Raw genomic sequence first — 22,012 nt, 5'->3', positions numbered from 1 at the left:
TCAGCAGACGATGCAGTTGCATGTCGTGCACAAACGCGTCGAACAAGGCGTATCGCGGGGTTTCGTGAGCAGTTCGATGTGCATCGACCTGCATAATATGTCGGTTCGAGGCCCCGTTCCCGGCACTGGTATCGCTACCGGGCTACTCGGAAATTACTGTTTGCTCGCGCAGGGAATGGCAATCGGCAACGCCCATCAGGCACATATCCGTATGGATCTCGCGTTGCAGAAGATTGATGGCGTGTCGAAGTGCCGGTTCACCGCCCAGAGCTGCAGCGTAGAGAAAGGGGCGGCCGATCAATACGCCGTCCGCGCCCATGGCGAGCCCCTTGATGATGTCGGTTCCACGTCTGAACCCACTATCGACGAGCAGGGTCATACCGCCGGAAACGTCCCGTATGCGGGCGAGGGTTTCGACTGGCGATACAGCGCAATCGAGCTGCCTTCCTCCATGATTGGAGACCACGATACCGTCGGCGCCCATCTCCCGGGCCAGTCGCGCGTCTTCGGGCGAGAGAATGCCCTTGATGACGAACGCGCCTTTCCAGCGACGCCGGATCATCTCGGCATGTTTCCAGCTGAACTGCGCGTAGCCGGTCACGGCGCTGATCTCGCGTGAGAAGATGGAGGGACGAGCGACCGGGTCGATATTGCTGATACGAGGCATCCCGCGTTGTCGGAACGTCTTCCATCCTGTGCGGTAGAGCCAGAAAGGATGGCGCATCAGGTCGAGAGCGAGGCGGGCGGTCGGTCGGAACGGCATGGTATATCCATTGCGCCGGTTGTTTTCCCTGTTGGAGCCGACCGCAACATCTGCCGTCAGAAAATAGGCCGAAAATCCGGCATCGGCGACGCGTCCGAGCATTCGCTCGATATTGCTCTCGTCGGGCTTCTGGTAACCCGCAAACCAGCATCCCGGGTAAGTGCGTCCGATCTCTTCCAGTGGTGTGATCGCGTTTGCGCTGAGGATATACGGGATCCGGGCAGACCTGGCCGCCCGTGCCATGGCATTATCGGCGTCAGGGCCGATAATGGCCGATGCACCCATGGGCGCGATCATGAACGGGCTCGCAAAACCCTGACCGAAGAGTGTGACCTGCTGGGAACAGGAAGACACGTCGCGCAGGACACGCGGAACCATACGCAGCCGGTCGAGTGCGCGCCGATTATGCGCGATCGTGCTGCCATCATCGGCTCCGCCCTGGACATAGCCGAATATTGCCCTCGGGAGATAACGACGCGCCAGATTCTCGAACTCGTTGAGGTTGAAAACCGCTTTTTCGGCGGAACGGCGTGGTGTCAGCATGGTGTCGATACTCGTGCTGCTAGAGCGGTTCGTCCGACCGCATTCTTTCCCGGGAGATCGAGGGGAAGCGGCTCGATCGGTCCTACGATGAAGAGATACGCAATGGCGCCGAGAAGCCCGAACCCTCCGGTTGCACAAAGCGGGATGAGGAACGATCCATGCGTCAGGCTGACCATCAGCCCCGTGAAGCTTGCGATCATGATCCCGGCGATGTTCGCAGCGCTGTTCTGAAGCCCGCCCAGGGTCGCGACAAGATCCGGGCTCGGCGCGATATCGGCAGGAAGAGACCAGATATTGGCCCCGGTAAAGGCAATTCCGCCAAAGGAAACCGACAGGAGAGTGATGCACAGCCAGGTCTGGGTGACGAAGGCGGTCAGCGCGATAACGGAGGAGAGAACCAGTCCGCCCACGAGGCAGGTCTTGCGAGCTGCTGTGAGGGTCCAACCGCGATGATGCAGCCGATCCGATGTCCAGCCGCCCAGCCAGGCTGCCGGAATGGCGACAACGCCCGGGATCATGCCGATGAGCCCCAGATCCTTGAGCGAAAACCCATGCGCACTGACCAGATAGCTGGGAAACCAGGTGGCGAAAAAATAGAATACGAAATTGGCGCAGAAGAAGCCCAGCATCATGCCCCATACCGTGCGATGTCTTAGCATCGACCGCCACGCTCCCGGAGACGCATGTATGGGAGCAGGCTGGGCCGCTCTCAGCGCGGACAGTCCGCCTGGGGGCAGACGGGGATGTTTGTCCGGGTCATGGTAGAGCGCAAACCAGAACGCAACCCAGACCAGACCGAGCGCTCCCGCTGCGACGAAGGCAAGCCGCCAGCCCAGAAGAGCGATCAGCAGGGCGACAAGCGGCATCGACACTGCGGAGCCTGCCCGGGACCCGCTATCGAAGATCCCGGCTGCAAGCCCTCTCTCGCTTTTGGGGAACCAGAGCGAGGCGACCTTGGCATTCGAGGGATAGCTGCCCGATTCACCGATACCGAGAAGGAGGCGAAGCCCGAGAATGCTCAGCGGTCCGCGTACCAGAGCGGTCAGGGCAGTGCAGACCGACCACCATATGACGGCCAGCGCATAAGCCGAACGGACCCCGACACGATCCACCACCAGGCCGAACGGCAACTGCATGAAGGCGTAGGTCCAGAAGAAACCGCCGAGGATAATGCCGAGGAGGGCCGGGTCTATGTCCAGTTCGCGCGCCATGAACGGGGCGGCAATGGCGATGGTCGCCCGATCTATATAGTTGATGGTGGTCGCTGCAAAACAGAGGATGATCATCAGCCAGCGCAGACGGGGCATGATCTCTCTCCTGCACCAGAGAGGAAGGATGGCGAGAGGACGGCCTTGCGCGAGATCCGCATGTCGGGACCTCGCGCAGGGTGAGCCGCATCATCTCGGCAGGATGCGACGCAGATAGTCGCGGTTGGTGGCGCTCACGCTCAGGCCGTCACCGCCATAATGCTCGACGAGGAATGCGCTCGCGAACCCGTGGGCGAGCGCCATCCTGATGGCCGCCCTGTAGCTGATGACACCGAATTCCAGCGGGGCGGGGGCCGTGACCACCATGCCCGTACTGGCGTCCTCGGTGCGATAATAGTTCTTTACATGCCAGTAGCGCGCGAACGGGGCCACTTTCTGCATCATCGACGCCCAGTGTTCGACCGGGCGATGCAGCCGGACCAGATTACCCAGATCGGCGTTGATGCCGACGCAGGGATGATCCACATCCTGCACGAACCGGACGGCGCTGTCGGCCGTGCCGAGATAGGTGTCCTCGTACATCTCCAGAGAGAGACCGAGGCCGACCTCCTGTGCGTGACGCGCCAGCTCCCGGATGCGACTGACCGCCTTGTTCCAGACGGCAGGATCGTCCGGGCTGGTCGTGCCCTGAGCGGTCCAGAACCAGAGCGCTTTCTTCTGTGCGTCCGTCAGGGGATAGAACAGGCCGAATGACACTTCCTTGATCCCGAGACGCGCAGCCGTATCGATCACGCGATGACTATATGCCAGATTGTCATCCGCCCGTTCCGGGTCGATCACCGAGCGACGCGCGGTCGAGAGCCCGGGCATGGTCAGGCCGGCCTCAGCGACGCAGGCTGCAAAGCGCTCGAGCCTTTCGGGTCGGAGATCCGCGAGCCTGATCCAGGAATCCGTCGGATCGATTTCGGTGAACCCGGCTTCCGTCACCTCGCGTAATGTCGCTGCCCATTCCTCGGGCTTCTGATCCTGAACGGATGAGCCATCTGGCAGGATATTCGGATACTGGATCATCGCTGCGGCGATGGGCCAGTTCGTATGCGTATAGGCGTGAGGCATCGTTCGTCTTCCTTCTTGTTTGCGGGGGTGTCAGGCAATCGGATCCGGGGCGACCCGAGGCGCCCGGGGGAGGAAGGCCGCTATCGCGAGGCCGATCAGTCCGGCGAGGGCGACCGCATAAAGGCCTGCGACCGGCGTTTCCCAGAGATGCGAGGCGTAACTGCGGATATTGGGTGCGGCGAAACCGCCGAGATTGCCGATTGCATTGATCAGCGCGATCGCACCGGCTGCCTGCACGCCCGAGAAATGGGCGAGGGGAAAGTTCCAGAAAATCGCCTGGACGGCGACGACGCCGGCAGCGGCCAGACAAAGGCCGAGAATGCTCAGCACGCCCGCTTCCTGACCCGAAACGAACAGTCCCGTCGCGGCGGCAGCGAGGCAGAGCAGCACGCCCATGCGGGGCGCTGCATAACGATGGACGAGGCGGGTCGCGACGAGCGTTGCCACGATCGCACACGCCCAGGGAAGGCCACTCACGACCCCCACGCGAAAGCCGATCTGCTCGTGCAGGATCGAGGAGACCTGCTCGGGCAGGTAGAACACCACGCCGTAACTCGCGACCTGCATGACGGTATAAAGCGCGAGAAACTGGAGAAGCTTGCCCGAGGTCAGGAGTGCCCCGAAGCCGTGTCCGTGGCCGACCGTCTTTCCGCTGGCCTCGCGGTCGAGAATGGTCGCGAGAGCCTGCTTCTCGCGAATTGTCAGCCAGGATACGTCCGAGGGGCCGTCGGGCAGGACGAAATAGGTGAGGCATCCCATGACGACGGCGAGACCGCCTTCGAGCAGGAACATCCATTGCCATCCCGCAAGACCGAAAATCCCGTGAAGTCCCAGCAGGGCCCCCGAGAGCGGATTGCCGAAGGTCATGGCCAGCGGATAGCCGAAATAGAAGATCCCGAGGACGCGCGTGCGCTCCCGCTCGGGAAACCAGAAGGTGAGATAGAGCATGATCCCGGGAAAGAATCCGGCCTCCGCAACGCCCAGCAGCATGCGCAGGGCGATGAAGGATGTCTCTCCGGTCGTGAACATCATCGCCGAGGAAACCAGTCCCCAGGTGATCATGATCCGTGTCATCCAGCGTTTGGCGCCGACACGGTACAGGATGAGATTGCTCGGCACCTCGAACAGGGCGTAACCGATGAAGAACACGCCCGCCCCGAAGGCGAATACGGCGTCGCTCAGGCCGATATCCGCATGGAGCGCCTGTTTTGCCGATCCGATATTCGACCGGTCCAGAAACGCCACGATATACATGAGGATGAGGAAGGGCAGCAGCTTGGCGACGGCCTTGCGCGTCGCAGTCCGACGCAATACGTCTTCCCGATCCGCTTCGTCGGCCTTCGCCACAGGAGGTGTGGCGGTTCTCGAGGAATATGTGCTGGGGGATGTCATGATGTCAGCTCCCGGGTCCGATCAGGGCTTCGGCGCGGAATCACGGCATGCGCCCGTGACACTCGTCCTCGATATAGGCCTGGATGATCGCCTCGAAATTGTCTTCGGCCCTGAAGCCAAGGGCGAGCGCACGACGTGGGTCGAACCCTCTGGCCCAACCGGCCACGATACGCGCAATGGCCTCATCCGGCTCGCGTCTGATATGAGCGAGCACGCCAGCGCCCGCGACGCGACGAAGCGCCTCGATCTGCTCTCCGACGGTGATCGACAGGGCGGGCATGGTCAGATTGGGGCGATCCTCGAGGCTGGCCGGGTCCAGCTCAGCCGCGTGGCGCAGGAAATGGACTGCCGAACGCGGGCTCGTCATCCAGTGACGTGTGGTTTCGGGAACGGGAAGAATGGCATCCTGTCCGTTGAGCGGTTCGCGGATGATCCCGGAGAAGAAGCCCGAGGCAGCCCGGTTCGGTTTGCCCGGACGCACACAGATCGTCGGCAGACGCAGGCCGACGCCGTCGAATATGCCGCGGCGGGTATAATCGGCAAGGAGCAGCTCTCCTATCGCCTTCTGCGTTCCGTAACTCGTCTGCGGTGTCAGGATATAGTCATCGGGAATGAGATCCGGAAAAGCGCCGCCGTAAACGGCGTTGGAGGATGCGAAGACCACGCGCGGCTTCCAGTCCTCCTGCAGTCCGATACGACGTATGGTCTCGAACAGGGCACGCGTTCCGTCCAGATTGACGCCGTATCCCTTCTCGAAATCGGCCTCGGCTTCGCCGGAGACGATCGCGGCGAGATGATAGATCACATCCGGCCGCTCTCCGATGAGACGGTCGAGCGCATGCCCGTCGGTGAGTGTGCAGGCCAGCGTCTCGCATGCTCCCGGGAAGCCCTCGGGGGCGGCGGGGGGCACGATATCGGCGAGTGTCAGACGAAGGGGCGTCCGGGATCCACCGGTGGTCGGTGTATCCAGGGTTTCACGAACAAGACTTCCGGTCAGTTTGCGACCGAGCATGCCTGCTGCGCCAATGATGAGGATATGCATCCGTATCACCTCGATAGTCGGGAGAAGACCCGCGCTTCAGATGAACGAAACCTATCCTTGTTGTAATGTATGGCTAGACGGAAGTTTGAATGGTGGTATTCCGAATCCTGATCGCTGCGTCTTCCAGGGCGGTTCTGACCAGGTTCGCGGCGGGAGAAAGCTGTCTGTCGCGGATCGAGACGAGCGAGTAGGCACCGAGAAAATCGGGAATTGCGACCGGGAGTCGTCTGATCAGCCCGGCCTTTTCGTAATGTCTGCTCACACTGCAGGGAATCACGGCCAGCAGGCTGCTGTGAAGGAGCAGATCGATCGTCGCAAACATCGACGAGGCCTCGATCGGATGGGCGGGAAGGGGCAGAAGCGCTGCCGTGAAGGCGGCCTCGATCGCCCTGCGCATAGGGCTTGGCTCGGTCTGGAGAATCCACCCCTGATCGCTGAGGTCGCGCAGGCCGAGAGCGGCCTTGTCTGCCAGCGGATTATGCGTGCTGGTGACCACGCAAAGCGGTTCCGGGCCGAGTTCGCGGCAGGCAAGTGCGTCGGGATCGTAGCGGCCGAGCGGGCGGCCGAGGATGAAATCGAGACGTCCGCTCTCGAGCCCGATGAGAAGAGCATCGCTCGTATCGATCGTGAGCGAGAGACCGATACCGGGGCGTGTCTCCGCGATTTCTGCCAGAACGGGCGAGATCAGATCGGGTACGGCGGCAACGATCGATCCGATCCTGACGGTTCCGGACAGTCCCTCCTGCATCGCGGCCATGTCGCGTTGCAGGTTCTCGATATCATTGAGCATGAGTCGTGCATGCCGTGCGGCGAGCATGCCGCTCGGTGTGGGCGTGACCCCGTGCGAGGTCCGTTCGAAGAGCTTTGCCCCCAGGGCATGCTCGATTTCCTGCAGAAGCTTGGACACCGAGGGCTGGGAGAGATTGAGACGCTCCGCTGCGCGATGAAGCGTGTGGGTGGTCTCGAGTTCGAGGATGAGGCGCAGATGCCTGAGCTTGAGCCGGTTGATGAGCGCATGGGTGGACATCATCATGGCGTGCTTCGTTCGACGTCACGAACGGCGCCGGGGACAAGGAATGCCGGGCAGACCGCTCGGTCCTCGTCTTGTCTGCGGCCGTTTTGCGTCGGTGCGTTCGCGGTACGAAACTCAGGCGAAGGGCAAGGCTCGTTCGACGAGGCGTCGAGCCGGAAGCGAGCGGGCAGGGTCGTCGGCATGAAGGAGCATATCCCGGACAGAAAACACGGTGCAGGACGTGCCCTGCCTCTTCTAGCGCATAGGTGTTCGCCCCGACACGTCCAGAAAATTCCCTGTGAGCTATGCGGGTGGAGCTATGCGGGTGCGAGCGACGCGGGTCCGCTGGATGAGACGGGGAGGATGCGCGGATATGGCTTTTTCCCGCAACGGTCAGCGTCCGTCCCGGGTCGAAGCGGAGAATTCTGCAACATAAAGCGGATTTTGGTTCCGGAATGAGGTGGCAGAAAGAGGGGTAGTGCAAGAATGAAACGCCCGGGATTTGCATAAGATGTGCTGTTTGTTTCGAAATGCGTAATCTGTAGGGTTCGCAGTCATTATATTAACGATATATAATGCTTTATGGAGCATCTATTGAAATGTTGTCATTTCTTTAGTCGATTATATTCATCCGTTCCTCAGGTTCATGCTTCATTCCATAATTTAAAAAGCATGAGTTTACATGATGGGCAAACATGCATTAATCCTGAGTCTCTGCAATGCCGGTGAAACAGGACGAAACGTTGGATGTTCGCAGTTACGCGCCCGCCTGATTTTCCGTGCTTACTCACGTGACACCACGTCGCAACGCACTGCGTCTGCGCATGCGCGATACGCATGAGCAACTCGACGATGCGCTCGGAGCCTTCGCGAGCGTTTCCGATTATTATCGCTATCTCAGGGCAATCGCCGGGTTTCGTCTGGCGGCAGAGCAGCCTTTGCACGGCTATGCCTATCCCTCATGGTTCGGAGCGTGGCGCCCGGCGCTGATCTCTCCCTTGCTCGAAGTCGATCTCGCGCATCTGGCGCTCGCTCCTCCAGTGATGGAACCTCTCGCTCCGCCGCAGACGATTTCTGCGCTGCTGGGCTGGATCTATACTCTGGAAGGGGCTGCGCTGGGGGCACGCCTCATAGCCAGACGGGCGCACGCTCTGGGTTTCGGGGAGATGACGGGTGCCGGCCATCTGGCAGGGCAGATCGGCCATCCGGAACGCTGGGCGGTTTTCCTTGATGTGCTCGAGGCAGCTCCGGTATTCGAGATCGGAGAGGCCGAGCAGGCCGCGCGGGTTGTTTTCGGGCATGCCCACAGGGCCGTGCAACGGGTGGACGGACGGGAGGGCCGACAGAATGGCTGAATTCGGTCAGGTCGATCTGACGAGCTGCGATCGGGAGCCGATCCATATCCCGGGCAGCATACAGCCACATGGCTGCCTTGTGACATGCACCGTCAATGATTTCACGGTCCTGCGTCATTCTGCCAATGCCGCGTCGATGCTGGGCTTCGACGCTCTGGCCGTCGGCATCAATCTCGTCGAGCTCTTAGGCGCGGATGTCATTCACGATATCCGTAACGGCCTGACCCTGAGTGTGACGCAAAGGCGGCCCGTCTTTCTGCTCAATCAGGAGCTCGGGCCGGAGCGTCTGTTCGACATGGCCGTTCATATCGTGAATGGCGAGGTCGTTCTTGAATGCGAGCCGGCATCGGCGACGCATCGCGCGACGAAATTCCTGACCCAGCTTCACGGCATGATGGACCGTGTGCGCAAGACCAGCGACATCACGCGTCTGTTCGATGTGGTCACGATGCTCTTGCGCGGTCTGCTCGAGTATGACCGCGTCATGGTCTATCGCTTTGCCGATGACTGGTCCGGCAAGGTCGTCTCCGAGGCAAGGGCGCTCTCGCTCGAGAGTTTTCTCGGGCAGCATTTCCCGAGTGCCGATATCCCGGCCCAGGCGCGCGAGCTTTACCGTCGCTCGCCCATCCGCATGATCGGGGATGTGGGATATAAGCCCGTGCCGATCGTGCAGGGCGAGGGCCTAGCGCCGCTCGACATGTCTCTCGGGCAGTTGCGCAGCGTATCGCCGATCCATTGCGAATATCTGACGAATATGGGCGTCCGCGCCTCCATGTCGATCTCCATCGTGATCGACGGCGCGTTGTGGGGCATGATCGCCTGCCATCATTACGCGCCGCGCGTTCTTCCCATCGCCGAACGGGCCGTGGTGCAGATGTTCGCCGAGTTTTTCGCACTCCAGATCATCGTCATCCTCAAGACGACCCGCCTCCAGGTTGCCGAGCGCACCCATGGCCTCATCGAGAGCGTCTTGCGCAACGCCGCTTCCGTCTCGGACATGCCGGCCTATCTGCGCAGCCAGATCGGCCGTCTGGCGCCACTCATCCAGTCCGACGGGATCGCGATCTGGATCGATGGGGAATGGACCAGTCACGGTATCTCCGCGCCGATCGACGTGCAGCAGAAATTCGTCGAACTTGCGCTCGAAAAGGCCGGAACCCAGATCTGGCAATCCGATCATCTGGTCAGGGATCATCCCTGGATCGCCGCTCACACTGCCCATGTGGCCGGGGTGCTGATCATCCCGATTTCGCCCCAGCCGGAAAACTACGTCTTTCTGTTCCGCCGCGAGATCGTGCAGACGATCAACTGGGGAGGCGACCCGAACAAGACCTATGAACACGGCCCGCATGGACCGCGCCTGACGCCGCGCCAGAGCTTCGCGATCTGGAAGGAACAGGTGCATGAGCGCTGTCTTCCCTGGTCGAGCTTCGATATCGAGGCCGCTGGCCAGCTTCGCTCGGCCCTGATCGAGGTCATGGGGGTCTATCACCAGCAGCAGCTTTCCGAGCGGGCGGATGCGGATCTGCGCCAGCGCATGCTGAACGAGGAGCTGAATCACCGGGTCAAGAACATCCTTGCGGTCGTCCAGTCCCTCATCGGCCGCCCGGTCGCTCCGGATCGTTCCATCGACGAATATGTCGAGGTCCTGCGCGGACGCATCAAGGCGCTGGCGAGCGCGCACGATCAGGTTGCCAGAACCGATGGCGGCGGACTTCTGCGCACGCTTCTGGAGGCGGAGCTGGAGCCGTACCGGCATCAGCCGATCGCCGTTTCGCTCGACGGCCCGAATCTCTGGCTCTCCGGTCCCGCGCTCTCGGTCGCCGCGCTGACCCTGCACGAGCTCGCGACAAACGCTGCGAAATACGGGGCGCTGTCTCTCCCGAGCGGACATCTGAACGTCACCTGGCATCTTGATGAGGAAAAAGGGGACTGGGTTCTCGAATGGACCGAGGCCGGCGGGCCCGCCGTCACGCCGCCAAAGGGGAACGGCTTCGGCTCGATCCTGCTGGAGCGTGCGATTCCCCATGAGCTGGGCGGTACATCGTCGCGCGAGTTCCGCCCCGAAGGTCTTTTCATCCGCCTGACCTTCCCGGTGCGTCACGCCGTGCTCGTTTCCGAGATCCAGTCCGAAGGCCCGGAAGATGTCGCGGTGGCCGTAACGACCGCACAGTCGGACCGTCTTCACGCCGCCTATGTGCTGCTCGTCGAGGATCAGCTCCTCATCGCCATGGAGACGGAACAGGCTCTGAGCGCGTACGGGGTGCGGCACATCAGAACCGTGTCTTCGGTTTACGAGGCCGTGCAGGCCATCCGCGAACGGTGTCCGGATGTGGCGCTGCTGGATTTCAATCTCGGCAAGGAAAGCTCGCAGGAAGTCGCGACCCTTCTGCGCAAGAAGAACATTCCGTTCGTCTTCGCCACCGGTTACGCCGACCGGACGATGATTCCGGCCGAGTTCCAGGATGTTCCCGTGCTGCGCAAGCCCTATGCGATCAAGAATGCCGTGCAGGAATTGCTGAGAATCATGCCGTCCTGACCCGTCGCGCTGTCACGACGCGGGAGCCGGTTTCCCTGTCGGGTTTCGAGCAGGAATATCTCTCTGGCGACCGGGGGATGTTCTTGACTCGTTCTTCTGGCATGCCCATTTCAGGAGCATGAAAAAAACCCTCTCCGAACGACTGGAAATCCTGTCCGATGCGGCGAAATACGATGCGTCCTGCGCGTCGAGCGGGGCTGCGTCGAGCCGGAAGGGGAAGGAAGGCGGGCTCGGCTCCAAGGCGACGAACGGGATATGTCACGCCTATACGCCTGACGGGCGGTGCATCTCGCTGCTCAAGGTGTTGATGACCAATTTCTGCATCTATGACTGCGCCTATTGCATCAACCGGTCTTCGTCACGGATCGAACGTACGCGTTTCTCGGTCGAGGAAATCATCTGGATCACGCTGGAATTTTACCGTCGCAACTATATCGAGGGGTTGTTTCTCTCATCCGGCGTCATCCGTTCTTCCGACTATACGATGGAGGAGCTTGTCAGGGTCGCGCGGGAACTGCGTCTGAAGCATCATTTCCACGGCTATATCCATCTCAAGACCATTCCCGATGCCGCGCCCCATCTGATAGAGGAAGCCGGTCTTTATGCCGATCGTCTCTCGATCAATGTCGAGATGCCGACCGAGGCCGGGTTGCAGGCCTATGCGCCGGAGAAAGACGCGGGTCACATCCGTCAGAGCATGGGTGTGCTGCGGCTGAAAATCGACGAGGCGACGACGGACAGGACCTTTTCGGGGCGACGGGCACGCAGATTCGCTCCGGGCGGGCAAAGCACCCAGATGATCGTCGGGGCCGATCTTTCGTCCGATCGTGATATCCTGCGCAGCTCGGCGGCTCTTTATTCGGGTTATCAGCTCAGACGCGTCTATTATTCGGCCTTCAGCCCCATTCCCGACGCATCGCTCGTCCTCCCCGTCAAGGCGCCGCCGCTTCTGAGAGAGCACCGGCTCTATCAGGCGGACTGGATGGTCCGGTTCTACGGTTTCTCCTTCGAGGAGATCGTGGCCGAGCGTCGGGATGGCATGCTCGATCTCGACATGGACCCGAAACTGGCCTGGGCGCTTCAGAACCGTGCGCTGTTTCCGCTCGACATCAACAGGGCGGGGCGCGAAATGCTTCTGCGGGTGCCCGGTCTCGGTCCACGCAGCGTTGAGGCCCTGCTCTCCGCGCGCCGTCACTGTTCGTTGCGTCTTGCCGATATAGAGCGGCTCAAGGTCTCCCTTCGCAAGGTCAAGCCGTTCATCGTGACCCCGGACTGGTCGCCCGGACGCATGATCGATCGTGTCGATCTCGCGCAGCGTTTCCGGCCTCAGCCGGCGCAGATGAGTCTTCTGTGAAGCGTATCCTTCTGCCAGCCGATGCCGGATTTCCGGTCTGGCGCGACCGTGCGCGCGCCGCCTTGCAGGCGGGGCTTGCCCCCGGCGACGTCGTCTGGCAGGTGCAGGGCGCAGAACAGGCCGAGCTCTTTCCCGAAGAGGACGCGCCGCTTTCCCCTGTGGGTGAGGCTGTCGGCCATATTACCAGACCGTGTCTGGTTCTGCTGGAATCCATCCTGCGGCATAGCGATCCCGAACGTTTCGCGCTCGCCTATCGCATCCTGTGGCGTAGCCAGCAGGAACCTCATCTGCCGGCGATCGCGACGGATCCGGATATACGCCAAGCCACGCAGATGGACCGCCAGATCCGCCGCGACGCCCACAAGATGAAGGCGTTCCTGCGTTTCCGCGAGGTCGTGGACGATGCTTCGACGCGGCGCCGTTTCATCGCCTGGTTCGAGCCGGAGCATTTCATTCTCGAGACGGTCGCGCCTTTCTTTGCAGAGCGCTTCTCGGACATGGACTGGCTCATTCTCACCCCGATCGGTGCGATTGCGGCGTGCGACGGCAGGATCACGCGCGATTCCGAACCGCGCGAGGCGCCCGAGCTCACCGACGATGTCGAGGGTTTATGGCATCGCTATTACCAGTCCATCTTCAATCCGGCCCGGATCAAGACGAAGGCCATGAGATCCGAGATGCCTGTCAGATACTGGAAGAACCTGCCGGAGACGCGTCTCATTCCGACCATGCTTGCCGATGCGGGGAAGCGCGTTGCCGCGATGGCGGCGCAACAGGCCGAGGACTCCGCAGCGCGAGGCGAAATCCCCGCATTCCATGCGCGTCACCAGGCGGAATGGTCGCGTCGCAAGGCGGAAGAACATGCCCGTGTCGAGGGCTTGGAGGGGTTGCCGGCTCTGGCTGCTGCCCTGCGCGGGTGCGATCGTTGCGATCTCTGCCGCCATGCGACCCAGGTCGTGCCCGGTGCGGGACCTGCGGGCGCGGCACTGATGATGATCGGTGAACAGCCGGGCGATCAGGAGGATCTGCACGGCACGCCGTTCGTCGGTCCGGCGGGCGCCGTTCTCGATCGTGTGCTCGAGCGGGTCGGCATCGCGCGGGAGAGCGTCTATCTCACGAATGCGGTCAAGCATTTCAAATTCGTCTCGAAGGGGCGTCGTCGTATCCATCAGACGCCGGGACGCACGGAACTCGTCGCCTGCTCGCCCTGGTTGCAGCAGGAGATCGCCCTTGTCAGGCCACGCCTCATCGTGACGCTGGGGGCGACCGCCTTGCAGACGCTCGAGGGGCCGTCTGCGCGCCTCGGTTCCGTGCGGGGCCGCGTTCGTGATGCCACCGCGCAGCGGCCGCCGAGCCTGGCCACGGTGCATCCTTCCTATCTCCTGCGGCTGCCTGACGCGCAGAGAGCGCAGGAAGAAGAGGCGCGTTTCGCACGCGAGCTGATCGCGGCGCGTGACTGGCTCGAGAGCGATCGTGATGCCGCGCCGTCGCCCGGGCCGGATCGTGAACCGGATCCCGGCTCCTTCCCGTCCGAGCCCGGATAGGGCCCGGACAGGGGAGCCGGTTCTGGCACTGCCCCGGAGGAAGCCCGGTGCCCCGTCAGGACTCTCCGGTCCTTATCCAGACAGCTGCATTGCCGGGGAGCCTGCCTGGGGTCCCGATCGCGCAGCTCGACAGCAGGATTTCACCGTCGGGGAGAGGCACCTCTTCGTCCCCGCAATTGAGCACCATCTGGATCGGCCCGTTGCGAAAGCTGATGACGCTGTCCGGGAACGCCTCACCCGACGCCGCATCCATCCAGACGAGCTCTCCCATACCGAGCGCGAATGCCTTCCGCTCCCGCAGCAGGGCGCGGTAGAGGGCGAGGGTCGAGTCGGGATCGTCTTCCTGCACCGATACGGCATAGCGCGCATAATGCTCCGGCTGGGGAAGCCAGAGCTTGCCTGTCTCGTTGAACCCGAGCGAGCCGCCTTCTGCCGTCCAGGGGAGGGGGATGCGACATCCGTCCCGACCGATCTCCTCGCCATCCGTCCGGAAGAAGGCGGGATCCTGACGATAGCGCTTCTCCAGCGTGGTGTGATCGGGCAGGCCGAGCTCCTCGCCCTGATAGAGCGTGACCGACCCCGGCAGGGCGAGGGTCATGAAGATGACGGCTCTGGCGCGACGCAGGCCGAGCGCCTCATCGGGCTGTTCATGCGCCGCATCGATCCCCTGGGGGCGGGCACCGGCGTCTTTCAGGCCAAGACGCGAGGCATGACGTACGGAATCATGATTGGACATGACCCAGGCGGTAATGGCGCCCACGTCATGCATTGCCTCGAGAGACTCCGCGATCACCTTGCGATAGCGTTTCGCGTTCCAGCGGCAGAGCAGATAATCGAAATTGAATGTCTGCTGCATCTCGTCCGGACGCACATACCGCGCCAGACGCGACAGGGGTTTGACCCAGGCTTCGGCCACCAGCATCCGGTCTCCCGGATAGGATGCCAGCAAGGCGTGCCAGCTGCGATAGATCTCGTGTACGCCGTCCCGGTCCCACATCGGGGCATCGCTCGGCGTCTTGTCCTCGTCATCGCCGACCATGGTGGCGCGTTCCGTATAGGGAGGGAGCCCCTTTTCCTTGATGAGGCCATGGGCGACATCGATCCGGAAACCATCGACACCGCGATCGAGCCAGAACCGCAGGACCGACTCGAACTCTTCGCGGACCTCGGGATTCTCCCAGTTGAGGTCCGGCTGGCAGGAATCGAACAGATGCAGATACCATTGCCGGGGCAGCCCATCCTCGCGCGGAGCCTCACGGGTCCAGGCGGGGCCGCCGAACACGCTCTGCCAGTTATTGGGCGGCGTGTCGCCTTGCGCGCCCGAGCCGTCGCGGAACATGTAGCGCGCGCGTGCCGCGCTGCCGGGAGGGGAGGCAAGGGCCTCACGAAACCACGCATGCTGGTCCGAGGTATGGTTGGGCACCATATCGGCGATGACGCGCAGCCCGCGATCATGCGCCTCCGCGATCAGGGTTTCGTAATCGGCGACCGTGCCGAAAATCGGATCGATCTTCCGGTAATCCGAAATATCGTATCCCGCATCGCCCTGCGGCGACTGGAAGCAGGGCGAGATCCACAGCGCATCCACGCCGAGCCGCGAAAGATAGTCGATATGGGCGATGATGCCGGGAAGATCGCCGATACCGTCACCGCGTGCATCGGCGAAGGAGCGCGGATAGATCTGGTAGATGACGGCATCTTTCCACCAGATGTGATCTGGATCGTTCTGTGGCATCGCCGGTGCTTTCCATGATGTGGGAGGCAGGAAAACACCGGGCGGACCGGAGGGTTGTCGCAGTCACGATATGTTGTCGCAGCGACGGTGCGGAACGAACGGAACCCAGGTCCCGGCGGGACATCGACCCGCCGGGGGCAACCTCGTCCCGCACCGGCGAGGCTCATTTCTGATAGCCTGCCTGACGGATCATGCGGTTGGTTGCCGCATTGGCGGAAGCGAGCCCGGCATCGACGCTGAGAGACCCGGCCAGAATGGATGCGATGGTCTGTCCGACCTGGGTGCCAATGCCCTGGAATGGCGTGATATCGACGAATTGCGCGCCGATATAGGGGCGCGGCTGGGCGGTCTTGCCCGAGGGATTCGAGGTCTCGATGGCCTTGAGCACGAAAGAGGAGAAGGGGGCGACCTTCTGATAGGCCGGCGACTGATAGGACGAGCTGCGTGTTCCCGGAGGAATGTTGACCCAGCCATCGGTTCTGGCGACGAGCTGGATGTAATCCTTCGAGGTTGCCCACTGGATGAAGCTGCTTGCGGCCTCAGCATGGCTAGAGGAGGCCGGTATGGCGAGATTCCATGACCAGAGCCAGGTCGGCCCCCCTTTGAAGCTCCCTGTCGGAAGGGAAGCGAAACCGACCTTGTCGGCAACGCTGCTCTGCTTGGGGTCGAATACGGTACCGGCCGCGCTCGTCGCGTCGATCCAGATCGCACAATGACCGGTGGCGAACAGCGAGAGGTTTTCGTTGAACCCGTTCGCGCTCGCACCGGGTGGGCCATATTTCTTCATGAGCGAGGCGTAATAGGTAATCGCCTCGTGCCATGCGGGTGCGGTTAGCATCGGCTTCCAGTGCATATCGAACCACTGTCCTCCGAAGCCGGTCACCATTGCCGTGACGATGGTGATATTCTCGCCCCAGCCCGGCTTTCCTCTCAGGCATATTCCGTAGGTGTCGCTGGCCTTGTCTGTCGTCTTGGCGGCAAAATCCGCGATCTGCTCGTAAGTCGGGGTGTCGGGCATGGTCAGCCCGGCCTTCGCGAAAAGATCCTTGCGATAGAACGTCATGACGCTCTCGGCATAGAAGGGGAGGGCATAGACGCTTCCCTGGTAGGAGACGCTCTCCCGCACGGGCGCGATGATATCGGCAAGATCGTAAGAGGCCGGGATCTTGTCGAATTTGTAAAGCCAGCCCTGTTTGGCCCAGAGCGGAACCTCGTAATTGCCTATGGTCAGGATATCGAACTGGCCTGCATGGGTGGCGATATCGGTCGTGACCCGCTGGCGCAGCACGTTTTCCTCGAGGGTTACCCAACGCAGATGGATATCGGGATGCGCCGCCTCGAACACATGCGAGAGCTTGCGCATTTCGATCATCTGGACGTTGTTGACCGTCGCGATGGTCAGGGTCGTGTCGGCACGGGCCGAAGCCAGAGAGGCGAGACCGAGACCGAGTGAAACACCCGTGAGAAGAAGGGAGGCTTTCATTGAGAGACTATCCTTGAGGTGCAGCATGCCTTGAAATGAAATGTGAAAGGGATGCTGCCGGGAGAGGTCGTGCGGGAGGAAATGTCCCGGGAGGCCAGAAGGCGGGAACGCAGGCGCGGGGCCAGCAGGGTTCTGCTTTCCGGAGGTGGGCTCGCGCCGGGCCGGATTGTAACAGCGGGCGGCGACGGTCTCGTCGGTATGCCTCCCTGTCCCTTCCTTTATCTGCGCCCCGGCCATGACCGTATCTGCACCGGTGACATGGGTGGGAGGGAAGCAGTGGAGCGAGGCGTGCGGGGTGGAAAGCATCCGGCATTCTTCCGATCGGGAGAAGACACAGCCGAGCGTCTCATCCTTTCCGTAGATTAACAACGAAATGAACGATATTTCACATGATCGTGTTATTCCTGACGCTGCCCGTCCCGCCGGGGGCGTGTGCGTCGCGCGGGATACCGGTCTCTGTTACAGGCTATACACTCTGTAGTCTTTTGAACCTGTTTACGGCCTCTCTTCTTGCTAGATCGGGGACAAGGACATCTCTTCCGATGTCTTCACATCATCAGGGAAGAACACGCGCATGATTTCCAGAAAAACGTTCATCCTGTTGTCCCTCGCGGCCATGCCATCGCTGGTGGCGGTCGCAGAGGCCCAGCCTCCCGCTCCCGTCGGGTCGGCTATGCATCCGGGCATGCATCCGGGCCATGGCCCCATGATGCCGCCGCCGCTGATGGGGCTCCTGCGCAATGTCGGTCTCACGAAAGCACAGCACGAGAAGATCCATGCGATCCTGCATGCGGGACGCGCAGAGCGTCGCGCCGCCATGCAGCAGCATCGGGATATCGACCGGCAGATCGAGGGGCTGCTTCTGTCTGCGGGCGCCGTGGACAAGACGAAGTTCGCCGGTCTTCTCCGCCAGAAGGAGGCTCTGGATGCGAAGCAGGATGCGGCGATGGCCGAGGATGCGGTACGTATCCATGACGTCCTGACCCCGGAGCAGCGCGACAAGGCGCGCGTAACCCGTGAAAAGCTGATCGCGCTCGAAAGCCAGATCCACGATCTGCTCAGGCCGCATCGTGACGGTATGGCTGCGGGGAAAGGCGATGCCGGGAAGGACGATGTTGGGAAGGACGATGCGGAGAAGGGGGGAGAGGGCGACCTGTAATCGCGTCCTCCCCTCCCGGCGTGACCTGCTCTCTGGCAGGGACTGCGCCGGTATCCTGCCGGGAGAGGGGTGGAGGGCGCGGGTTCCGGTGGCGGGGTGGAACGCGATCGTATCGGCTCCACGCCTTTCGCCTTGACTTTATCGGTCTCGCCCTTTAGCCACGGCACTGGATTTGAAACGCCACCTCGCGAAGGCTCGCGCAGTGGCGTATTTCTGCTGCGTATAAGGGTATCCTGTGTTCGACACGCTTTCTGGCAAGCTTTCCGGTGTATTTGAGGGTCTTTCCAAGCGCGGCAGACTGTCCGAGGCCGATGTCGCCGAAGCCATGCGCGAAGTGCGTCTGGCCATGCTGGATGCCGACGTTGCGCTTCCCGTGGTTCGCGACTTCGTCAACAAGGTCAAGGAAAACTCGGTCGGGTCCGAGGTTCTCGAGAGCATTTCTCCCGGTCAGGCCGTCGCGAAGATCGTCAACGATGCCCTGATCGAGGCGCTGGGCGGTGCGGGCAACGTTCCGCTGAATCTCGCTGCCGCCGCCCCCGTGCCCGTGCTCATGGTCGGCCTGCAGGGTTCGGGCAAGACCACGACCTCGGGCAAGATCGCCCTGCGTCTTCTGACCCGCGAGCGCAAGCGCGTGCTTCTGGCCTCGCTCGACGTGCAGCGCCCCGCCGCCCAGCTCCAGCTGCAGCAGCTTGCCGAGCGCGTGGGCGTCGGCTCGCTGCCGATCGTGGCCGGGCAACAGCCGGTAGAGATCGCAAGGCGTGCGCTCGAAACCGGGCGTCGCGAAGGATATGACGTCGTCATCCTCGATACGGCGGGTCGTCTGTCTATCGACGAAGCGCTGATGCAGGAGGTGCGCGAGGTTCGCGACGCGACCAACCCGGCCGAGACCCTGCTTGTGGTCGATGCCATGACGGGTCAGGACGCGGTGAACACGGCGCAACGCTTCAACGAGGCGGTGGGCATCACCGGTGTCGTGATGACGCGTATGGATGGCGATGCGCGAGGCGGTGCGGCGCTCTCGATGCGCGCCATTACCGGGGCCCCGATCAAGCTGGTGGGTCTGGGCGAAAAGCTCGAGGCGCTGGACGATTTCTACCCCGAGCGCGTCGCCGGGCGTATTCTGGGTCTCGGCGATATCGCGGGGCTGGTCGAGAAGGCCAGCGAGACGCTCGATCACGAAGAGAGCGAGCGCGTCGCCAAGAAGATGATGTCGGGCAAGTTCGATCTCGACGACTATGCCTCCCAGCTTCGACAGATCGGCAAGATGGGTTCGATCTCGGGTATTCTGGGCATGTTGCCGGGTATGGGAAAGCTCAAGGACAAGCTGGGTGACCAGGAACTCGACACGACCATCTTCAAGCGTCACCAGGCCATCATTTCCTCGATGACGAAGAATGAGCGCAAGACGCCCTCGATCATCAAGGCCTCCCGCAAGAAGCGTATCGCTGCCGGTTCCGGCACGACGGTTCAGGAGGTCAACAAACTGCTCAAGCAGTTCGACGACATGTCCACCGTCATGAAGCGCATCAGCAAGATGGGCCTCGGTGGGATGAAGCAGATGCTTTCCGGTCTCATGTCGGGCGGTGGTCCCGGCGGACGGCCCGGCGGAGGCTTCGGCGGCATGAATCGCCGCTGAAACCTCACACGCATGGTTTTTACGTTTTTCCGTTTCTCAGGAGTGTATTCATGAGCCTCAAGATCCGCCTTTCCCGCGCAGGTGCCAAGAAGCGTCCGTACTATCACATCGTGATTGCCGACAGCCGCAGCCCCCGCGACGGTCGTTTCATCGAGAAGGTCGGCGCCTATAACCCGATGCTGCCTTCCGATCATGCCGACCGCATCCGTCTGAACGACGAGCGTATCAAGCACTGGCTGTCGAACGGCGCGCTCGCGACCGACCGCGTTGCCCGTTTCCTCGGCAATGCCGGCCTGATTGAGAAGCCCGTCTGGAACGAGCAGCCGAAGCAGTCCGCGCCGAAGAAGCGTGCGCAGGAGCGTGCAGCTGCCAAGGCCGCAGCCTGAGCCATAGAACAGGGACAGGCTTCAGCATTCCATGACGACCGGCAACGCCTCTTCGGACGTATCGAAAGATATTCTGGTCGCGACCGTGGGCAGGCCCCATGGCGTGAAGGGGCTCGTTCATCTTTTTGCGGCAACCGACGATCCGGCCTCGGTCGAGGAAATCGGCGCGCTGCATGACGAGCGCGGCGTCGTCTGGCGGGTGGAGTGGCAGGGGCACGGCATCGCGCGTCTTTTCGACGCGACGGGTCGCGCCATCGCCGATCGGGATGAAGCATCGCGTCTCGTGAATCTCAGACTCTATGTCGCGCGGGATCGCCTGCCCGACACGGATGAGGACGAGTTCTATCATGCCGACCTGATCGGACTGCGCGCCGAGACCCGAGAGGGCAAGGTGCTGGGTACGGTCGCGGTCGTTCACGATTACGGCGCGGGTGTCAGTCTGGAGATCGCGGCCGCGGCGCCGGAGAGGAAAGGTCAGGATCTGATCGTTCCCTTCACCCGGATCTGCGTGCCCGAGATCCTGTTCGATCAGGGCAGGATCGTCGTCGAGCCGCCGCATGAGGTGGAAGTCGAGGGCGATCTGTCGGGCAGGGGCGATGTGGCGGTGCGGTCATGACCTGGCACGCCGACATTCTTACCCTGTTTCCGGACATGTTCCCCGGCCCTCTGGGGTTTTCCCTGGCGGGAAGGGCGCTCGAGGACGGTATCTGGTCGCTGGGCGTGCACGATCTGCGCGATTTCGGCCGCGGACGCCACCGCGCCGTGGACGACACGCCTTTCGGGGGCGGTGCGGGCATGGTGCTTCGGGCCGATGTGGTCGCGCAGGCGCTGGACTCGATAGAGCCCGGGGATCGTCCGGTCATCTATCCGACCCCGCGCGGCGCGCGCCTCACTCAGGCGAAGTCGCGTGACCTCGCTTCCGGTGAGGGGGTGGTGGTGCTGTGCGGGCGTTTCGAGGGTGTCGACGAGCGGGTGCTCGAGCGACGCAACGTTCAGCAGGTCTCGCTCGGCGATTTCGTGCTGTCGGGTGGGGAGATCCCTGCCTATGCGCTGCTCGATTCCTGTATCCGGCTTCTGCCCGGTGTCATGGGCTCCACGCTCAGCGATGCCGAGGAGAGCTTCGGAAACGGGCTGCTCGAATATCCGCACTACACCAAGCCGGCCCGCTGGGACGGAATGGACGTTCCTCCGGTTCTGCTCTCGGGGCACCATGCGGCGATTGCGGCGTGGCGTCACGAACAGTCCTGTCAGATCACGCAGACCAGACGCCCCGATCTCTGGGCGGCTTATGCTGAAGCCAAGACCAACCGATAAGTTTTCGATTCTGGGAGAGTAACATGAACATTATCCAGCAGTATGAGGCGCGCGAAATCGAGCGTCTGAGCACCGCCCGCGCGGTTCCCGATTTCCAGGCCGGTGACACCGTGCGCGTCGGCGTGCGCGTCGTCGAAGGCACGCGCGAGCGCGTCCAGGCTTATGAGGGCGTCGTGATCGCGCGTTCGAACAAGGGTCTGAACAGCAACTTCACCGTTCGCAAGATCTCGAACGGCGAAGGCGTCGAGCGTATCTTCCCGCTCTATTCCCCGAGCATTGCGGAGATCACCGTCGTCCGTCGCGGCAAGGTGCGTCGTGCGAAGCTGTATTACCTGCGCGAGCGCAGCGGCAAGTCGGCCCGTATCGCCGAGCGTCCCCGCGACACGGCCAAGGCTGCATCCTGACTCTGTCAGGGCAGTCCGACCGTTTCG

18 protein-coding genes are annotated in these 22,012 nt (G+C 62.3%); 10 read left to right on the top strand and 8 right to left on the bottom strand.

All coding sequences use genetic code 11. From position 1 onward, the window contains the following. Positions 1 to 142 precede the first annotated feature (142 nt). The 6 genes from SSA02_RS07260 to SSA02_RS07235 all read right to left on the bottom strand — a co-directional run bounded on the left by SSA02_RS07260 (position 143) and on the right by SSA02_RS07235 (position 7,097). Positions 143 to 1,306, bottom strand: a complete 1,164-nt coding sequence (locus tag SSA02_RS07260; RefSeq protein ID WP_147093351.1) for an alpha-hydroxy acid oxidase — start codon at positions 1,304 to 1,306, stop codon at positions 143 to 145. Beyond that, a complete protein-coding gene (locus SSA02_RS07255) occupies positions 1,300 to 2,613 on the bottom strand; it encodes an MFS transporter (RefSeq protein WP_147093350.1) in 1,314 nt (437 codons plus the stop codon). Before SSA02_RS07255 ends, SSA02_RS07260 begins: the two co-directional genes overlap by 7 nt. 90 nt (positions 2,614 to 2,703) lie before the next feature. Next, on the bottom strand, positions 2,704 to 3,630 hold the full coding sequence (locus SSA02_RS07250) for a sugar phosphate isomerase/epimerase family protein (RefSeq protein WP_147093349.1): 927 nt from the start codon (positions 3,628 to 3,630) through the stop codon (positions 2,704 to 2,706). A gap of 30 nt (positions 3,631 to 3,660) precedes the next feature. Further along, the gene (locus SSA02_RS07245; protein WP_147093348.1) at positions 3,661 to 5,022 is read right to left on the bottom strand and encodes an MFS transporter; all 1,362 of its coding nucleotides are present in this window, start codon (positions 5,020 to 5,022) and stop codon (positions 3,661 to 3,663) included. A gap of 40 nt (positions 5,023 to 5,062) precedes the next feature. Further along, on the bottom strand, positions 5,063 to 6,064 hold the full coding sequence (gene denD, locus SSA02_RS07240; protein WP_147093347.1) for a D-erythronate dehydrogenase: 1,002 nt from the start codon (positions 6,062 to 6,064) through the stop codon (positions 5,063 to 5,065). Between the two features lie 73 nt (positions 6,065 to 6,137). Beyond that, a complete protein-coding gene (locus SSA02_RS07235; RefSeq protein WP_147093346.1) occupies positions 6,138 to 7,097 on the bottom strand; it encodes a LysR family transcriptional regulator in 960 nt (319 codons plus the stop codon). 770 nt (positions 7,098 to 7,867) lie between these two features. Here SSA02_RS07235 and SSA02_RS07230 point away from each other — a divergent pair. The 4 genes from SSA02_RS07230 to SSA02_RS07215 all read left to right on the top strand — a co-directional run bounded on the left by SSA02_RS07230 (position 7,868) and on the right by SSA02_RS07215 (position 13,868). After that, entirely contained in the window at positions 7,868 to 8,431 is a 564-nt protein-coding gene (locus tag SSA02_RS07230; RefSeq protein WP_147093345.1) for a biliverdin-producing heme oxygenase, read from the top strand. Further along, on the top strand, positions 8,424 to 10,970 hold the full coding sequence (locus SSA02_RS07225; RefSeq protein WP_147093344.1) for an HWE histidine kinase domain-containing protein: 2,547 nt from the start codon (positions 8,424 to 8,426) through the stop codon (positions 10,968 to 10,970). The genes SSA02_RS07230 and SSA02_RS07225 overlap by 8 nt, the downstream gene beginning before the upstream one ends. Before the next feature lie 118 nt (positions 10,971 to 11,088). Beyond that, positions 11,089 to 12,324, top strand: a complete 1,236-nt coding sequence (locus SSA02_RS07220) for a putative DNA modification/repair radical SAM protein (protein WP_147093343.1) — start codon at positions 11,089 to 11,091, stop codon at positions 12,322 to 12,324. Further along, positions 12,321 to 13,868: a UdgX family uracil-DNA binding protein gene (locus SSA02_RS07215; protein ID WP_147093342.1), complete on the top strand. Its 1,548-nt coding sequence runs from the start codon at positions 12,321 to 12,323 to the stop codon at positions 13,866 to 13,868. The genes SSA02_RS07220 and SSA02_RS07215 overlap by 4 nt, the downstream gene beginning before the upstream one ends. A gap of 55 nt (positions 13,869 to 13,923) precedes the next feature. Here the strand turns inward: SSA02_RS07215 and SSA02_RS07210 are convergent, their stop codons facing one another. Next, on the bottom strand, positions 13,924 to 15,603 hold the full coding sequence (locus tag SSA02_RS07210; protein WP_147093341.1) for a glycoside hydrolase family 13 protein: 1,680 nt from the start codon (positions 15,601 to 15,603) through the stop codon (positions 13,924 to 13,926). A gap of 163 nt (positions 15,604 to 15,766) precedes the next feature. Next, positions 15,767 to 17,086 carry an ABC transporter substrate-binding protein gene (locus SSA02_RS07205; RefSeq protein ID WP_147093340.1) on the bottom strand — a complete coding sequence of 440 codons (1,320 nt, stop codon included), beginning with the start codon at positions 17,084 to 17,086 and terminating at the stop codon, positions 15,767 to 15,769. 574 nt (positions 17,087 to 17,660) lie between these two features. On the opposite strand from SSA02_RS07205, the gene SSA02_RS07200 reads away from it, so the two are divergent. From SSA02_RS07200 to rplS, 6 genes are all read left to right on the top strand, one after another. Next, on the top strand, positions 17,661 to 18,245 hold the full coding sequence (locus tag SSA02_RS07200) for a Spy/CpxP family protein refolding chaperone (protein WP_147093339.1): 585 nt from the start codon (positions 17,661 to 17,663) through the stop codon (positions 18,243 to 18,245). Between the two features lie 235 nt (positions 18,246 to 18,480). Then, positions 18,481 to 19,881: a signal recognition particle protein gene (gene ffh / locus SSA02_RS07195; RefSeq protein WP_147093338.1), complete on the top strand. Its 1,401-nt coding sequence runs from the start codon at positions 18,481 to 18,483 to the stop codon at positions 19,879 to 19,881. A gap of 50 nt (positions 19,882 to 19,931) precedes the next feature. Beyond that, positions 19,932 to 20,267: a 30S ribosomal protein S16 gene (gene rpsP / locus SSA02_RS07190; RefSeq protein ID WP_147093337.1), complete on the top strand. Its 336-nt coding sequence runs from the start codon at positions 19,932 to 19,934 to the stop codon at positions 20,265 to 20,267. 31 nt (positions 20,268 to 20,298) lie between these two features. Continuing rightward, positions 20,299 to 20,883, top strand: coding sequence for a ribosome maturation factor RimM (rimM, locus tag SSA02_RS07185; protein ID WP_147093336.1), 585 nt, complete (start codon positions 20,299 to 20,301; stop codon positions 20,881 to 20,883). Continuing rightward, positions 20,880 to 21,581 (top strand): tRNA (guanosine(37)-N1)-methyltransferase TrmD, encoded by a 702-nt coding sequence (gene trmD / locus SSA02_RS07180; protein ID WP_147093335.1) that lies wholly within the window; start codon positions 20,880 to 20,882, stop codon positions 21,579 to 21,581. Before rimM ends, trmD begins: the two co-directional genes overlap by 4 nt. Before the next feature lie 23 nt (positions 21,582 to 21,604). Next, the gene (gene rplS / locus SSA02_RS07175; protein WP_147093334.1) at positions 21,605 to 21,985 is read left to right on the top strand and encodes a 50S ribosomal protein L19; all 381 of its coding nucleotides are present in this window, start codon (positions 21,605 to 21,607) and stop codon (positions 21,983 to 21,985) included. Positions 21,986 to 22,012: the final 27 nt, after the last annotated feature.

Source organism: Swaminathania salitolerans, from assembly GCF_007988945.1.
GTDB classification, from domain to species: Bacteria; Pseudomonadota; Alphaproteobacteria; order Acetobacterales; family Acetobacteraceae; genus Swaminathania; species Swaminathania salitolerans.
The sequence above is the reverse complement of the archived record's forward strand: the minus strand, read 5'-3'. Positions and strand labels throughout refer to the sequence as shown.

Excerpts from the sequence above, each read along its gene's own strand:
- rimM (WP_147093336.1), top strand. The coding sequence starts at position 20,299 with ATGACGACCGGCAACGCCTCTTCGGACGTATCGAAAGATATTCTGGTC.
- SSA02_RS07220 (WP_147093343.1), top strand. The coding sequence starts at position 11,089 with ATGAAAAAAACCCTCTCCGAACGACTGGAAATCCTGTCCGATGCGGCG.
- SSA02_RS07255 (WP_147093350.1), bottom strand. The coding sequence starts at position 2,613 with ATGCCCCGTCTGCGCTGGCTGATGATCATCCTCTGTTTTGCAGCGACC.
- SSA02_RS07205 (WP_147093340.1), bottom strand. The coding sequence starts at position 17,086 with ATGAAAGCCTCCCTTCTTCTCACGGGTGTTTCACTCGGTCTCGGTCTC.
- SSA02_RS07200 (WP_147093339.1), top strand. The coding sequence starts at position 17,661 with ATGATTTCCAGAAAAACGTTCATCCTGTTGTCCCTCGCGGCCATGCCA.
- SSA02_RS07260 (WP_147093351.1), bottom strand. The coding sequence starts at position 1,306 with ATGCTGACACCACGCCGTTCCGCCGAAAAAGCGGTTTTCAACCTCAAC.
- SSA02_RS07245 (WP_147093348.1), bottom strand. The coding sequence starts at position 5,022 with ATGACATCCCCCAGCACATATTCCTCGAGAACCGCCACACCTCCTGTG.
- trmD (WP_147093335.1), top strand. The coding sequence starts at position 20,880 with ATGACCTGGCACGCCGACATTCTTACCCTGTTTCCGGACATGTTCCCC.
- denD (WP_147093347.1), bottom strand. The coding sequence starts at position 6,064 with ATGCATATCCTCATCATTGGCGCAGCAGGCATGCTCGGTCGCAAACTG.
- rplS (WP_147093334.1), top strand. The coding sequence starts at position 21,605 with ATGAACATTATCCAGCAGTATGAGGCGCGCGAAATCGAGCGTCTGAGC.
- SSA02_RS07225 (WP_147093344.1), top strand. The coding sequence starts at position 8,424 with ATGGCTGAATTCGGTCAGGTCGATCTGACGAGCTGCGATCGGGAGCCG.
- rpsP (WP_147093337.1), top strand. The coding sequence starts at position 19,932 with ATGAGCCTCAAGATCCGCCTTTCCCGCGCAGGTGCCAAGAAGCGTCCG.
- SSA02_RS07210 (WP_147093341.1), bottom strand. The coding sequence starts at position 15,603 with ATGCCACAGAACGATCCAGATCACATCTGGTGGAAAGATGCCGTCATC.
- SSA02_RS07235 (WP_147093346.1), bottom strand. The coding sequence starts at position 7,097 with ATGATGATGTCCACCCATGCGCTCATCAACCGGCTCAAGCTCAGGCAT.
- SSA02_RS07250 (WP_147093349.1), bottom strand. The coding sequence starts at position 3,630 with ATGCCTCACGCCTATACGCATACGAACTGGCCCATCGCCGCAGCGATG.